This window comes from Moorena sp. (assembly GCF_982860115.1).
The window spans coordinates 1-14,446 of sequence record NZ_CEYLVT010000031.1 but is presented as its reverse complement, the minus strand read 5'-3'; the positions used below and the strand labels follow the sequence as shown (position 1 = coordinate 14,446).

General features: G+C 43.2%; 11 protein-coding genes. 5 read left to right on the top strand and 6 right to left on the bottom strand.

Annotation, left to right across the window (positions count from 1 at the left end; translation table 11 throughout):
• The first annotated feature begins 146 nt into the window (after positions 1-146).
• Complete coding sequence (locus tag AC4II3_RS07965; protein WP_488010615.1) at positions 147-1,721, top strand: ammonium transporter; 1,575 nt, start codon at positions 147-149, stop codon at positions 1,719-1,721.
• A gap of 211 nt (positions 1,722-1,932) precedes the next feature.
• On the opposite strand, the gene AC4II3_RS07960 is transcribed toward AC4II3_RS07965, so the two are convergent.
• Together AC4II3_RS07960 and AC4II3_RS07955 are read right to left on the bottom strand one after the other, a co-directional pair.
• Positions 1,933-3,126 carry a hypothetical protein gene (locus AC4II3_RS07960; RefSeq protein WP_488010617.1) on the bottom strand — a complete coding sequence of 398 codons (1,194 nt, stop codon included), beginning with the start codon at positions 3,124-3,126 and terminating at the stop codon, positions 1,933-1,935.
• Between the two features lie 164 nt (positions 3,127-3,290).
• Positions 3,291-3,635 (bottom strand): hypothetical protein, encoded by a 345-nt coding sequence (locus tag AC4II3_RS07955; protein ID WP_075895743.1) that lies wholly within the window; start codon positions 3,633-3,635, stop codon positions 3,291-3,293.
• Between the two features lie 185 nt (positions 3,636-3,820).
• Between AC4II3_RS07955 and AC4II3_RS07950 the strand changes: the two genes are divergently transcribed.
• A complete protein-coding gene (locus AC4II3_RS07950; protein WP_488010619.1) occupies positions 3,821-4,219 on the top strand; it encodes a hypothetical protein in 399 nt (132 codons plus the stop codon).
• Positions 4,220-4,447: 228 nt separating this feature from the next.
• Here AC4II3_RS07950 and AC4II3_RS07945 read toward each other — a convergent pair whose 3' ends face one another.
• Positions 4,448-4,642 carry a hypothetical protein gene (locus AC4II3_RS07945; RefSeq protein WP_488010621.1) on the bottom strand — a complete coding sequence of 65 codons (195 nt, stop codon included), beginning with the start codon at positions 4,640-4,642 and terminating at the stop codon, positions 4,448-4,450.
• Between the two features lie 652 nt (positions 4,643-5,294).
• Here AC4II3_RS07945 and AC4II3_RS07940 point away from each other — a divergent pair.
• Positions 5,295-5,627, top strand: coding sequence for an STAS domain-containing protein (locus AC4II3_RS07940; protein ID WP_075895737.1), 333 nt, complete (start codon positions 5,295-5,297; stop codon positions 5,625-5,627).
• Positions 5,628-6,360: 733 nt separating this feature from the next.
• Here AC4II3_RS07940 and AC4II3_RS07935 read toward each other — a convergent pair.
• A complete protein-coding gene (locus AC4II3_RS07935) occupies positions 6,361-7,752 on the bottom strand; it encodes an RNA-guided endonuclease InsQ/TnpB family protein (protein WP_488017277.1) in 1,392 nt (463 codons plus the stop codon).
• 58 nt (positions 7,753-7,810) lie between these two features.
• On the opposite strand from AC4II3_RS07935, the gene AC4II3_RS07930 reads away from it, so the two are divergent.
• Positions 7,811-8,008, top strand: a complete 198-nt coding sequence (locus AC4II3_RS07930) for a hypothetical protein (protein ID WP_488017275.1) — start codon at positions 7,811-7,813, stop codon at positions 8,006-8,008.
• Positions 8,009-8,139: 131 nt separating this feature from the next.
• Here the strand turns inward: AC4II3_RS07930 and AC4II3_RS07925 are convergent, their stop codons facing one another.
• Entirely contained in the window at positions 8,140-8,403 is a 264-nt protein-coding gene (locus AC4II3_RS07925) for a hypothetical protein (protein ID WP_488029143.1), read from the bottom strand.
• Between the two features lie 126 nt (positions 8,404-8,529).
• Between AC4II3_RS07925 and AC4II3_RS07920 the strand changes: the two genes are divergently transcribed.
• A complete protein-coding gene (locus AC4II3_RS07920; RefSeq protein ID WP_488007616.1) occupies positions 8,530-11,265 on the top strand; it encodes a TIGR03960 family B12-binding radical SAM protein in 2,736 nt (911 codons plus the stop codon).
• A gap of 73 nt (positions 11,266-11,338) precedes the next feature.
• Here the strand turns inward: AC4II3_RS07920 and AC4II3_RS07915 are convergent, their stop codons facing one another.
• A complete protein-coding gene (locus tag AC4II3_RS07915; protein ID WP_488007614.1) occupies positions 11,339-14,041 on the bottom strand; it encodes an NHLP bacteriocin export ABC transporter permease/ATPase subunit in 2,703 nt (900 codons plus the stop codon).
• Positions 14,042-14,446: the final 405 nt, after the last annotated feature.

Genomic DNA, 14,446 nt, shown 5'->3' with positions numbered 1-14,446 from the left:
TAAGGCTTAGATGTCAGCAGTTAATGATGTGACGAAACATCATATAGTGTTATTTAACAATGTTATTGAATAGTGTTATTTAATTATGTCCACCTACTTACCACTTGGAAATTCACTCCGATTGTAAAACTAGAAAGCTTGCTTTGATGTCTCGACATAAGTACAAGAGATTAAAACACCAAATCACCTCGGTACCCAGCCGTTGGTACTTCTGCCTATCTTTGGCTATTACCATCCTGCTGGGATGGGTTGGTGTAGCAGCAGCACAAGATAGTAACACGAATAATTTCACTAACCTGTCTACTATCTGGTTGTTAGTTTCATCTTTTCTAGTCTTTTTTATGAATGCTGGCTTTGCCATGTTAGAAGCCGGGTTATGTAGACGGAGAAATGCGACTAATGTCTTGGCTAAAAATTTGATAGTTTTCTGTATATCAGCCTTAGCCTTTTGGCTAGTTGGCTTTGGCTTAATGTTTGGTGATGGCATCACTTACAGTTGTGTTCCAGGAGAAAATGCTAGTTTAAGTTTAGTGGGTCAAAAGGGGTTGTTTTTTAATCTTCCTTTTCCCCAATTTGGAAATCTAGGTTTTCCAGAATCAGGATTTAATTGTCTCAATAAAGATTGGTCTAATCACTCCTTTGCTGCTCTATTTTTATTTCAGTTAGTCTTTGCTGGAACTGCAGCCACTATTGTTTCAGGAGCTGTTGCTGAACGGGTTAAATTCTGGGCATTTCTGCTATTTAGTTTTTTCCTGGTTGGTTTTATCTATCCCCTAACAGGTCACTGGGTTTGGGGACACTATGGTTGGCTAGCCAAGGCGCTAAAATTTCATGATTTTGCCGGTTCAACTGTAGTCCATAGTGTTGGTGGTATGGCTGGCTTGGTAGGGGCTTGGCTACTAAAGCCACGACAAGGTCGTTTTGGCTACAATTTAAGAACAGATAGATATGAAGGTCTCGAAACTGAAAAGTTCTCTTCCGATAATCTGGGTTTAGCAACCTTAGGCTGCTTAATTCTCTGGCTGGGCTGGTTTGGTTTTAATGGTGGCTCAGCAAAGGATCTCGATTATGTAGCCAATACAATCACAACTACCATGATGGCAGCAGCAGCTGGTGGAATATCTAGCGTATTTTTTAGTCCAATTATCCTGGGAAAACCTAGTCTAGCCTCAATTATCAATGGCATTTTAGGTGGGTTGGTGGGAATTACAGCTTCAGCTGCTTTTGTAGATATCAGAAGTGCATTTATAATTGGCTCAATCAGCGGTATTTTTGTCCTTTTAGGGGAATATTTCCTACAAGTTTGGAAAATTGATGACCCCGTTGGTTCGGTTCCTGTTCACCTTTTCTGTGGATTTTGGGGAACGATTGCCTTAGGAATCTTTAGTAGCAATAGTTCTCTGTTGTACTCACAACTTGATGTATATGACGATCCATTATTACAAGTGTTGTGTCAGTTCTTAGGCTGGCTGATTATTATCATTGTAACAGCTCTATTGAGTTTAGTAGGTTGGCTATTAGTTAGCCTAATTTTATATTATGCAAGCCAGATCAATGAGCGGATTAGCGGCAAACAACGTCATAGTCAACAATTCCGTCAAACCCAATATTTTCAATTGGGAGAATTTATCTTAACTATTTTTGAAATTGCTCGTCGAGGGATTAGGGTATCTTTGGAAGAAGAAATCAGTGGTAGCGATGGGGTTTTTTACAATCCTTAAACTCTGGATTATCAGTTCAGTAAGTAAGTAAATAGCTAACTCTTAAAAAGTAGGAAATAAAAAAATATATAATCTTAATTTCTATTAATTAGTTAGCTAGTTAAATTATTGCTATTGCTAAAAATCAACACATTTCCTGTTCCCTGTTCCCTGTTCCCTGTTCCCTGTTGCCACAACTACTGATTTAACAATTTAACAATTTAACAATTGATTACCCCAAATACTTAGCAGCGGGACAATCATATTTTATTAGATAGTTTTTCAACCAATTAGCATAATTTTCATTATTCCGACCCCATCGACGGAAAGAACGTTGAAGAGGTTTTTGTTTAAACTGGTAGTAACCCTGTGATACTTGACAAAGATTTATAGTAGCTTGTTTTAATTCACCTTGACTAGCTAGCTCTTCTATAGCATAAGAAAACTGCAATTTATCTAACATTAACTGACATAGCTTGGGAAAAGTATTATTTTGACTCTTGATCTTTCTAAGTTGCTCTATTTGTTCTTTTCTGTTAGTAAATTGACGTCTGCATATTTCCTCAGAAGCAAGGTTTTTTAGTTGATCGTCTGCTCTTCTAGCACTAGTACACTGAAATACACCAAAGGTAATGACTAGAAACAAGGCGATCAAGCCACCCCAAAAACTAATGGGTGATGGGATTCTGCTAGCTGATGGGGTAGCCGAGGTGGTGGCTTGGTCTGGCTCTAAAGGTACTACAGTTAATCCGTTGGGCTCGTCAGTTGTTGGATCTCGGTGTTTGGAATCGTCAGTTGTTGGATCTCGGTGTTTGGGCTCGTCAGTTGTTAGATCTTGGTCTTGAGTAACTGGGGTAATTGGTAGGTTAGGAAAAGCCATAGCGATGGCTTCATCAGTAGCGTCTGTGGTCAGCTCAGATGCCAGCCAAAAGTCTGTAGTGGTCAACTGTGCTAACTCTTGAGCTACCCAGCTGTGATTAAAAACAGCCTCATAAATACGGTTAGAAACTTTTAAATTTCCCTCCTGGTTAATCACCACACCGGAGTTGAGCAACACTTTTTGTTCCCAACTGTCATTTGCAATGATGACTCCTTGCAAAATCTTCTGATACAGCCGCAGGAATTGTTCTTCGAGCAAGAAACTACGAATATCTTGCAGAAGTTCAGCGGCTTCCTGAGTTTCCCAATTTTCAACGAAGTGAGTTTTGACGAGTTCTTCGACTTTAAGAGCTTCCTCACCAACAGGGATGGGAGATTTAGAGTCAAGGATAACTTGACAAAGCTTCTGGGTCAAAAAAGGCTGAGAGCCAGTCCATGCCAGTACCTCGTCTATCACAACATCAGGGTTGCTCAGATGCTCAGCCAATGCGGGTTTGAATGGTTCGAGGATTTTAGCCACCTCAGGTTTATCCTGCTCAGACGTCATTGAATTCCTTGTGTATTCCAGACTATTTTTCCTTCAAACATATTTTGTGATAGTCTTAAATTTTCGATCAAGATTAACAAGGAATTTCTATGACCTACAAGCCAGGTTATCGGTAAGACATGGGGTGTCCACTACATATCCACTACATATCCACTACATATCCACTACATGTCCATTACATCCAACCCCTCTGATGGCATAACCTTTCCCCCATAGGACTTAACTACATCTTCAAACAAGGGCATATCATCCTGTGGAATTCCCACTACTACTACCATTTGGGCATATTCCTCTGCTCCTTCTTCCTTGTATTCTATTTGCTCGAAGGGCAGGTCTGTTGTCCAATCGTCTGAATTGCTATTAATCATAGGGACGTTGGGCAAGAGTTCTTCAACTGGGATAGCGCGAGGTTTAAAAGGTAGATCCACGCAAAATCGAGGCAGTGCCTGATGAGAAAAATTCACGAAATCCACGGGATTGGTAAAAACGACCGATACTTGGACTTTCATAATCTATGCTATGGTATTCAATCTATTGAGACTAAGTTGAATTAATACATGATAGCAAAGATGAGCAGTGATACAGCCTCTGAAATGCAGTAATCCCAAATCTGGGTCTAATACCCCCGTTAACCAAACTGGTAATATGAACAGTATGTTGTATCGTAACGACTCAATTTAGGAATTGATGCCTGGTGAATAAAGATGTATCAAGGGGTGTGGTTTACGAGTTCCAGCCTCATCAGATTATTTGCTTAGAGCATGACAATACTCGTTTATACGCTGAAGTCATCGAATTTGTGTCATCCCGACAAATGTGTTGGGTGCGTTCTATGATATTGGTGACCTTAGAGGATAGTCAAGAGCCTTTGGCAGTGGGAACCTCTGAATACCTCAGTCTTTACGATCTACGCTCTGGACCGGATTTACTTTGGCCAGCGAGTTTATTACGACTAGCCTTAGATACTGAAGTAATTCCTCTGTTGATTTGGTTAGATGACCCAGACGTCAATGTAGAAAATGACCCTGATGCTCGCCAAGAACTAAGTTATTTTATCTGTGCAGTTTGGCAAGCTTATCCGGACAAGTTTTAAGTTTTGTTAATGGTTAATCGGTAATAGGACAATGCCCACCTCCATAGTGATCTCATCACGACTTAAGCAGTAGCAAGTCAGACACCTTAGGAGAGTAAACTAAAGTTGTAGCGGTTTTGCCATATGTAGCTGTCAGAGTTTGCCCCAACTCTAAAAGTTATGCCTAAAAGTCATGGACTAGTTACCAAGGCTGTGATCTTGTCTAACTTTAGTTTATAACCATTGTTTCTAGTGACTCGGAACGACCTGTACACGACCAGCATCCATCTCAGACATTAATAATTCCAATGCTTCGTAATCCACATCAGAGATGTAACCGGTTTGAGTTAGTTCGTAGTTAATTGCATTTTCTATATCAGGAGTCAATTTCCTAATATAGAGGGCTTTTTCTACTAGTTGGCGAATAACAAATGTAGTTTTCACAATGAATTACCCACAATTCCATATAATTTTATTGTCTTCTGAAACTACTAACCACTATAGTGATTTTTATCGTATTGGTATGTGATCTAAATCACTGATGAGGTGGATTTGTACTCTCTCACATATATAGTATAAGCCTTTTTGACTTAACTCAGAAAGCTTAACCTGAACCTAACAAGCTATGGCGTTTGAAGGCTTAGAGGTATTGAAGTTTAGGCAGTTATAACCAAATACTGCTTAGTACTACTTGCTTCTACACCCTAGTTAACGTTATACTTCCCTAAAGCTAAACATTATTTGGCTCAAGCCTATAAAAAAAAGTATTATATTTTTATGTCAGGGCAGCTCTATTGATTTAACGCAACAAAAATTATTAAAATTTAATCTATACTTATAGGCATGAACTGAGCCATGCTCATAGCAACTTAGACCATCGGAAATGAAAAATAAATAAATTACTTAACGTTCAAGAAAGTAATTTATGATACATTTTGATGGTAAGTTTTATGAAGATTTCAAAAACCATTAGCCATCTGTAAAGATTCGGCAAAGTCTCTCAGAAGTGGTATGGAATTAGCAAAATTCCATACTATCTTCAATATATTCTCTAAAAAATTTTATTGGATTGGACCAAGTGAGGAGTCTACTCATTATGACACAGGCGACCCTAAGTGCAAAATTAAGAATTATTCAACCTTCCGGTCATATTAACGCCTCCAATGCAGTTGAGTTTAAAAGTCAGTTGACAGAAGCTGTGGTGGCTGGTGAGGATTCGGCTTTGTTGGTTGATATGCATCAGTTAGAGTCTCTCGACAGTGCTGGCTTAATGGCCTTAATTCATGGTCTGAAGCTAGCAAGACGTCTAGAGAGGCCCTTTGGTCTTTGCTCAGTAGCTCCTTCAATTCGCATTATGCTGGAGCTAACTAAATTAGATGGGGTATTTGAGATTTTTGACAGCCATGATGCTTTTGCTACAGCCCTGTAGGGGATTTGAGTAGCTTGGGAAGCTATCTCAATGGCTATGAATGCAGCAAAATCCTAGGAAATCTAAGGAAGATTAAGTGCGTGAAGTACCCCAACCTGTTTCACTGAGGTTGGGGCTTCCAATTCTCAGATCCATCAGGGACGGTCTTATTCGTCTTTGGGATTTCCCGGTTCATCCGCCGACGCCTCAAAGGCGCGCTTTCCAATGACGAATTAAATTACGGGGTCGCGCCTCAAGCTGATGTTGGTCTTACTCAGCGTCCACAGGCACACATCCGCCTTCTATCGATGTATAACTTTTCGACAGACTCACCTTGGAATTACGACTCTGTGGTCAACCAGCCGGGGCAAGTCTCTTCCCGGAGACGAAACCTTAGTAGAGTGGAGCCTTTATGGTTGGTCGGCTATGAATAAAAGAGGTGCGACCCGTGGCGAATTAAATTCGCCTACGGAAAGCGCACCTTTGGTTAAAACTGTCTGATTAAGGCTCCACTCTACTTACGGTAACTTCAAACCCTGAGCTCTGAAGCGTACTTTGTACACCTAATGGTCTAAAAACTAACAGGATATTAGACCGTTTGTAAGCTAGCCTTTTAGTCAGTCAGGCGGGTCAGCAACCATATTTATTATAATTATAATAAATATGATTTGTCATCATAAGTTGTCGTCTGGCTATGTTAAAGCGATGACGATGGGAGGAGTTGACATCTCCCCCGGCTGAAGCACGGGGGATTCTATAAGATTGTTACACCGCAGCGGTTTTCCCGTGCGGTTTCACTACTTATTCGGTATGATTTTTTAAGAGATTTAAAAATGTCATAACGATGTGGGAGTGTCAATGCTCCCCTACCCATCTTGGTTAGATCAAGATCTAACTGTTTGGCTACTTTCCTGGCAATATTTGCAGCTCCATTTGAGTCAGCATTAACCAGGTATCCTTTTTTAGTCCTGTAGAGACCACGTCTCACCCTTTTTCCCGAAGGTTGCCACCCACTGGGTTTTTCACCGTGTTTTGGTAGTGGATCCTCGTCTAAGTAAGACGCTTTACTCGTATAAGACTCCTCAGTTACTGTCAATTTTATACCATACTCAGGGCACATTTGTTTTAATCTTTCAATTAGTCTTTTTGTCGGGATTACGACAAAATTTTGATTGCCCCTTCGGCCTATGTTTATTGAGTTTTTCTGCCGCTCGTTCCATCCAATTACAATATTGCCAATGCGTTCGCTAAGACAGCGGTTGACAATAAAACGGGCAGCTTTATTAACTGCATCCCGCATCTGGTTGTTCCGCTTGCGTTGAACTTTATCCAAGTTCGCATCCCAATAAAACTCGGGTTTACCGGCTTTGTATTTTGCTACCAGGCGAGCATACCCCTGGTTCATTGATTTCAGTTTTCGACCGTCAAGAATTAGGCTTTTCCCATGGGTCGAGACACCGGTCAACCAATTATCGCCACCATGGTCAAAGCTCCATGCTTGAGAGTAGTCAAGATTGGGGTTGGTATCTATTGGCTGCTTCCCGTCGTCGATAACCCAGTCAATCCACAACTGACCTAGATATGGTCGGATAGTTACCTCTTTGACCCAATCTGGGTCTATGAAATCTGGAGGAGACAGTGTTATATCGCAAAGTAATTCAGGCTTAGACTCTTTGCTAATTGACGGCCAGAATAATCCTTGCTTGTAGGTAAGGGCTTGTCTTGGGAAAGTAACCGCCGCTAATCCTCCCTTTTTGCGATACCTAGGAAGTCTCGGCCTATCAACTTCTCCTTTGTAATATTTCCCAACCAATTGGTTGTAGCTTTTTAAAGATTCCCCCACTGACTTCAAGGTTTGCTGAGCTGATTGGGCAGCCATAGCCTTGTAGTGTGGACTCATATTAAGAGCCTTATCTATTTCTGGATACCTTACTGCGCATTTATATGTTTTCCAGCCAAACCTGAGGGTATCACTACGCCAGTAGGTAGTATAAGCTTCGACTTGTTCGCGAAGCCAGTCATAGTGCTTCTTCTTCGCGTAATAAATTGCACAGTTCGTCAAGTTATTTGCTTGTTCGCATTGAAACACCCAGAAAGCATTTTCTTCATCATAAAAAGTAGATTTTACTGGTACTGTTCTATACACTTGCTGTCGTGTTATTGCTTTGATATAGTACTATTAGTATACTTTAGAGTTCTAATTTATGTCAAGCCTTAAAGAAAAGAAATCAAAGAAACGGATGAGAGGGGTACCAGTTTATTATGATGAGTTGAAAAAGCAACATGGCATATTATTGACTGATACTGCTTGGAAGTGGTTGCAGCTTTCAGCTAAAGAGTCCGGAATCAGTATTGGTGAATTCCTTGAACGCTGGATTAGAAGTGAAATAGACAAAACATAAGACGGACACGGCGGGGTAAACCCCGTCGCGTCCGTTTCATCCCGGAGACGAAACCTTAGAATAAGGCAGCCTTAATCATGGAGGCGCGCTTGACCCGTAATTAAATTCGCCATGGGTCGCGCCTCAAAGTTTTAACCCTTTACCCATAACCGACCAACCATAAAGGCTGCCTTATTCTTGCGGTAACTTCTGACCCGGTCTAAAGACCCAGGGTTCTCACGTTCCCGATGCTGCTGGCGAATTCCTGAAACCCTTATTATGCCGTAATCCGCTCCCCTGTACCAAGGTTGGGAGAGGGGCTGGGGGTGAGGGCTGATGGGGCTTCTTGCTTTGTTAAGAAATATTTCGCCAACAGCATCCGTTCCCGGATGGCTTGATAGGGAAATACTAGTCAAGAAATCTGGTGGTTCTCTACTCCCTCACTTCATCACCTTTATCCCCCTATGTCTACCCTGAGTACTGATAAAATGAAAGGTGGATCAGGGCTAACTGCATTGAAAGCAGTAATAAAGTAAGTTTCTATGGCAATCACTGTAGAGGAAATATTAACACCAGACATCAACAGACCAGCCCGTTACTTAGGTAACGAGTTGGGAGCAGTCCATAAACCTTGGGAAAAAGCTGAGGTACGCTGGGTATTGACTTATCCAGAAGTCTATGAAGTGGGCGCTTCTAACTTAGGGCATATCATCCTCTACAATATATTGAATTCTCAACCTAGGCAATTATGCGATCGCGCCTATCTACCTGCCCCAGACTTGGCAGCTAAATTACGTTCCACTCAAACCCCTCTGTTTGCTGTCGAGAATCGGCGACCTCTGAAAGATTTTGATATTATTGGCTTTAGCCTTAGCTATGAATTAGGGGCAACCAACATCTTGGAAATGTTGGATTTGGCAGGAATTCCCCTGACCTGGCAAGACCGTGCTGAGTTTGATATATCGGAAATCCCTCTAATTTTTGCAGGTGGACAAACGGCGACATCGAATCCTGAACCCTATGCTGATTTCTTAGATTTTGTTGATCTTGGCGATGGGGAAGAATTGTTGCCAGAGATTGGCTTAGTAATCGAAGAAGGCAAAGCAGCTGGCTTAAGTCGAGAAGCGTTACTCCTGGATTTGGCTCAGATACCAGGGGTGTATGTCCCCCAATTCTATGATATGACTGAGGATGGCTCAGTTAAACCCAACCGCCCTGATGTGCCGAAGCGGATTTTACGGCGTGTGGCTACACCGATGCCTGCCTATGCTATTGGACTAGTACCCTATATCCAAACGGTTCATGACCGACTCAAGATCGAAGTGCGACGGGGCTGTACTCGGGGTTGTCGCTTCTGCCAACCTGGGATGCTGACTCGACCAGCGCGGGATGTGGAACCGGAAAAAGTGGTGGAAGCTATTGAAGAAGGGATGCGTGCTACAGGGTATAACGAGTTTTCCCTTTTATCCCTGAGTTGTTCGGATTATCTGGCTCTACCAGCGGTGGGGATGGAAATCAAAAATCGTCTTAAGGATCAGAACATTTCCCTGTCCCTACCGAGTCAGCGGGTAGACCGGTTTGATGAAAATATTGCCAATATCCTAGGGGGAAATCGCCAGAGTGGCTTGACCTTTGCCCCAGAAGCAGGAACTCAGCGGATGCGGGATATTATTAATAAGGGACTGACTAATGAAGAATTGCTCAGGGGAGTAAAGACGGCATTTGACCAAGGCTGGGAAAAAGTCAAGCTCTATTTTATGATTGGTTTGCCTGGTGAAACGGATGCGGATGTGTTGGGGATTGCGGAAACGGTGCGTTGGTTGCAGCAGGAGTGCCGTGCCAAAGGCAGAAAAACCCTTAAGTTTAACATAACTGTTTCTAATTTTACCCCAAAACCTCACACCCCATTCCAGTGGCATTCCGTATCGACTTCGGAGTTTAAACGCAAGCAGGAATTGCTCAAACAAGAATTTGGTCAGATCAGGGGGGTGAAGGTTAATTACACCGATGTTCGGATTTCGGCCATGGAAGATTTCGTAGGACGGGGTGACAGACGCTTAAGTGCAGTGGTGCGCCGTGCTTGGGAATTGGGGGCAGGGATGGATGCCTGGATGGAAAGCTTGGATCGGGCATTTGCTGCTTGGGAAAATGCGATCGCTTCATCAGGTCTGACCTGGAAATATCGCCAAGTAGAAAGTGGCGAATGGAACGTGATGGCCGGTGTAGAAGAGTTGCAAGTTGAAAGGTTAAAGGTTGAAAGTTCAGAGCAACCAGATAACCAACAACCAGCTAACCAACAACCAACTAACCAACAATCTTGGCCAAAAGGCCACCCTACGGGAACAACCCTTGATGCCCTTGATGCTCCCTTGCCTTGGGATCATATTGATACGGGAATTGATAAAAATTGGCTCAAGGAAGATTTACAACGGGCGTTAGATGCAGCAACGGTACCGGATTGTTCCTTTGATGGGTGTTCTCACTGTGGTGTATGTGGGATTGATTTTGGTCATAATGTGGTGATTGACCCGCCACAGATTCCGCAATTTGCTGGTCACTTTAAACCCAATACTAATAAGGATCAGCGGCTGCGGGTTTGGTTTGGTAAGTTGGGGGATATGACCTTGTTGGGTCATCTGGATTTGGCAAGTCTGTTTGAGAGAGCAGTAAGACGGGCGTCACTACCAATTCGCTATAGTGGGGGGTTTCGGGCTAATGCTCGGATTATGATTGCTAATGCATTGCCCTTGGGAGCGTCTAGTAGTGGGGAAATTGTGGAGTTTGAGTTAACTGAGAAAATGCCAGTTGAGGAGTTTAGGGAAAGGCTGGTGTCTCAGTTGCCTGAAGAGATTCCGGTGTATGGGGTTGAAGCAGTGGATTTGAAGGAACCTGCTGGAACTCAGCTGTTGGAAAAGGCTGAGTATTTGATTCGAGTTGAGGTAATGTCATCGGCCTCTTGGGAAGAGTGGCAGGGTTGGATTGAAGCAATTAAGGGTAGTAAGGAAATTTGGTGGGAGCGGTTTACGAAGTCGGGTAAGAAGCAGTGGGTGAATTTATGCGATCGCTTATTTGACTTCGAGGTCATGGAATCCCAAAAACCCAAAGATGGTGAAGAGGAGGTTGCGGAGTCTGGGGTAGTTTTGCGGTATGTGGGGAGTTGTTTGAATGATGGCACCATGTTGCGACCAGAGCATATTATTTATATGTTGGACCAGGTGGCGCAGCAGGAGTTTCGTTTGTTACATGTTCATCGGCAACAGTTGATTCTGCGCAATTGAGACATTTGGTGTTGCTGAATTCAGGTATGATTTGTCCCAAAAGCGATAGTTCATGGGTTAATCATTGATCCTTCTAAGCCATTTGCCGAGCCATCAGATTGGCAAATAACCCTTCCTGATTAAGCAGTTCCTCAAAGGTTCCCTGCTGTACCACTCTCCCAGCCTCCAGCACATAAATACGGTCTGCGTTGCGGATAGTGCTGAGGCGGTGGGCAATTACGATCCGAGTCACTCGCAATTCGTCAATACTTTCACTAACAATGCTTTGGGTGCGGTTATCTAAAGCACTGGTAGCTTCATCGAATATCAATAGTCTTGGTTTTAAGACTAAGGCACGGGCAATTAATAGCCGTTGTCGCTGTCCACCAGAAAGATTGGTACCGCCTTCAGAAATAACGGTGTGCATCCCCATGGGCATGGCTTCAATATCATCAGCAAACCCTGCCATGTTTGCAGCTTCCCAGGCTTCATCCATGGTAACTAAAGCACCACTGGCAATGTTATCGAACATAGAAGCACTATTAATTCGACCGTTTTGTAGCACTACTCCTAGTTGCCGACGCACAGCTGATATATCTAGTCCAGATAAGTCTTGACCATCGTAGTAAATGGTGCCATTTTCAGAGGTTTCAAACCCCAACAGTAATCGGATAATCGTGGATTTACCACTACCAGATGGACCGACTAAAGCAATAAATTCTCCAGAGTTTGCCTGAATAGTAATATTATCTAAAATCAAAGGACCATCCTGTCGGTAGCGGAAACTGACATGATCTAATTTAAGTTGCCCCGAAAGCCGTCCTGGATCCGCTTTGCTTAAGTCTAGTTCCGGTGTAGCTTCTAAAATCGGTTGAGTTCGTTCCCATAAAATACCTATTTCTAAGATATTAATTAGGGTATTGCTTAAATCAGTTGCGCCAGTGATAAAGGTTCCAAAAGCAGTATTAAAGGCTAGAAACGTACCAGTAGATAAACCTTGCCCAGATTGGGATTTGGTAATGGATTGGACAGCCACGACGAAGATAATCATTTGGCTGAGGGTAGGGAGTATAGTATTAAATACGTTCAGTAAGTCTTCCATTAACTGGGTACTTAGCACCAGCTTAATTTGCTGAGTATAGTATTTAGCCCAGTAGGCAAATGCCCGATTTTCTGCCCCTGCTACCCGGAGTTTAGAAACACCACCAATTAGCTGCACCGTCAGTCCAAAGATTTCTCCTGCTAGGTGTTGCAAGGGTCTTAGTTTGCGCCTGGTTAAAATACCAGAGGTAGTGGTCACAATCATCGCAGTTAATGCCACTCCCAACGGGACTAAGGCTAATTGGGCATCGTAGATGAAGAGCAAACCCAAATTTAAGAGAGAGAAAAAACTGGTGAATAGGGTTTGCATCACTGTACCACTCAGTCGGTTACGGATCTCAGAAATTGCTGAAGCCCGGGATATTAGGTCTCCGGTGGAATATTGCTGAAAAAAAGAAATTCTTAGGTTTAATAATCGGTCCCAAACAGCGGCTTGGCTGGTAGCTTCGCTAATCGTTTGTAATCTCAAGGTGGCAAGCCCTTGAGCCACTTGAAAGATGGCACTGCCAAAGCTAGCTGCTAACAGTCCTAACCCTACCTGTCCTAATAATCCCCGGTCAGCATCGGGAATAGCATTGTCAATCAGAATGGCAGTGGCTTGGGGAGTGACCATTCCCAAAACAGCAGCGGCGACTCCCGTCAACATCAGGGTGATTAACTCTTTGCTACGACCTCTAAGGGTAAACTGGAGTAAGTCTAGGGCTTTAATGGCTTGATCGGGGAATGACCGATAAAACATATAAGCCATGGGAGCAACGAAACTAGCATTATTGCCATTGACTGGGACACGCTTTCCCGATTCTGGGTCTAGTACCTCATACTGACCCACCCCCATTGGTAGCAGTGCCACAGGTCGATTATCCTCTCGGGTGTAGGCTAATAGAGGCCCATTGTCCTTTTTCCACCAGTAGTCACGCAGAATCACTCGCCGGATCCGAATGCGGGAAGCACGGGCGATCGCTTCTATGGGTTCTCTGACTCGATTCAGGTCTTCTGACTGGGCGGGGGGGTTAATTTGAATCCCAATCGCCCGTCCTACAGCACCAGCGGCAATTAACAGGGGGGTTCCCTGTTGAAAACTCTCTTTTAACTGGGGCTTGATCACAGATGCTAGTTCTGCAATCGCTTCCGTAGTAACTTGATGATTGAGGCGTTCCCGTTCTTGGAACTGAGTCAGTTTTTGAGCTGATTCTGTCTGTTCGAGTTTAGCTAGGTAGTGGTAGAGGTTACTGTATAGCTGATCCAGATGGGACTGTAGGGACTCCCAACTGTAAACTGCTGAGGTATCCAATACCGTAGACGGAGTAACTACACCAGGGAAGATGGAAAATCCCTCAATCCATTTCTCGGTTAACGTAATGATACCCTGGGAAATTTGGGTGGCTGCTTTACCCTTACTATTCCCTTCTAGTTCTATTTGGCTAGTGCTTAACTGACAAACTGTTGCTTCTTCAATTGCCACAGCTAGCATGGTGTAAGGCTTGTCTTGGGCATTCGCCCCCATCCCAAACAAAGCCTCACCCACTCCCAGGCTGAATAGATAACGGTGTCGCCCCTCTAGAACACCATCGTTACGGTCAACAGCAAATATAGCAATAGAACCGGACTTAATCAGCCAAATCTTCTTTAGCTCATCCAACAGTAGGGGACGATTCCCTTTCACTACCAATTGAGGATTACCGGTTACAGAATCCACGAATCTCTCTTCTATTTATGGGATCCCATGACCAAGGGGTAAATCTAAGCCAAAGGATGCGATCGCACTAGTCAAAGGATGCGATCCCACTCACCGAGTCTAACACTATTAGCCTAAGACCTAACACCCAAAACCTAACACTTATCAAGGGTGATATCTAATTGACAAAAGCGAGAATAAAAATACGATAGAGATAAACAGGAGTAGTGGGATGGAGCTAGGTAAAAAAGCACAACTAGAAGCCAAAGGTTGGAAAGTTGGCACAGTAATCTAATTTTTATACTTAACCCCAGAATAAGCGACATTAATAGAAATCCAATTAGCCCTTGAGATGTGATCCCACTCAGTGATACCTAAAACCTAAAACCTAAAACCTAAAACCTAAAACCTAAAACCTAAAACCTA

Bases quoted from the DNA above. Each gene is read 5' to 3' on its own strand.
- AC4II3_RS07955 (WP_075895743.1), bottom strand. From the start codon at position 3,635: ATGAAAGTCCAAGTATCGGTCGTTTTTACCAATCCCGTGGATTTCGTG.
- AC4II3_RS07930 (WP_488017275.1), top strand. From the start codon at position 7,811: ATGTCAAGCCTTAAAGAAAAGAAATCAAAGAAACGGATGAGAGGGGTA.
- AC4II3_RS07920 (WP_488007616.1), top strand. From the start codon at position 8,530: ATGGCAATCACTGTAGAGGAAATATTAACACCAGACATCAACAGACCA.
- AC4II3_RS07965 (WP_488010615.1), top strand. From the start codon at position 147: ATGTCTCGACATAAGTACAAGAGATTAAAACACCAAATCACCTCGGTA.
- AC4II3_RS07940 (WP_075895737.1), top strand. From the start codon at position 5,295: ATGACACAGGCGACCCTAAGTGCAAAATTAAGAATTATTCAACCTTCC.
- AC4II3_RS07960 (WP_488010617.1), bottom strand. From the start codon at position 3,126: ATGACGTCTGAGCAGGATAAACCTGAGGTGGCTAAAATCCTCGAACCA.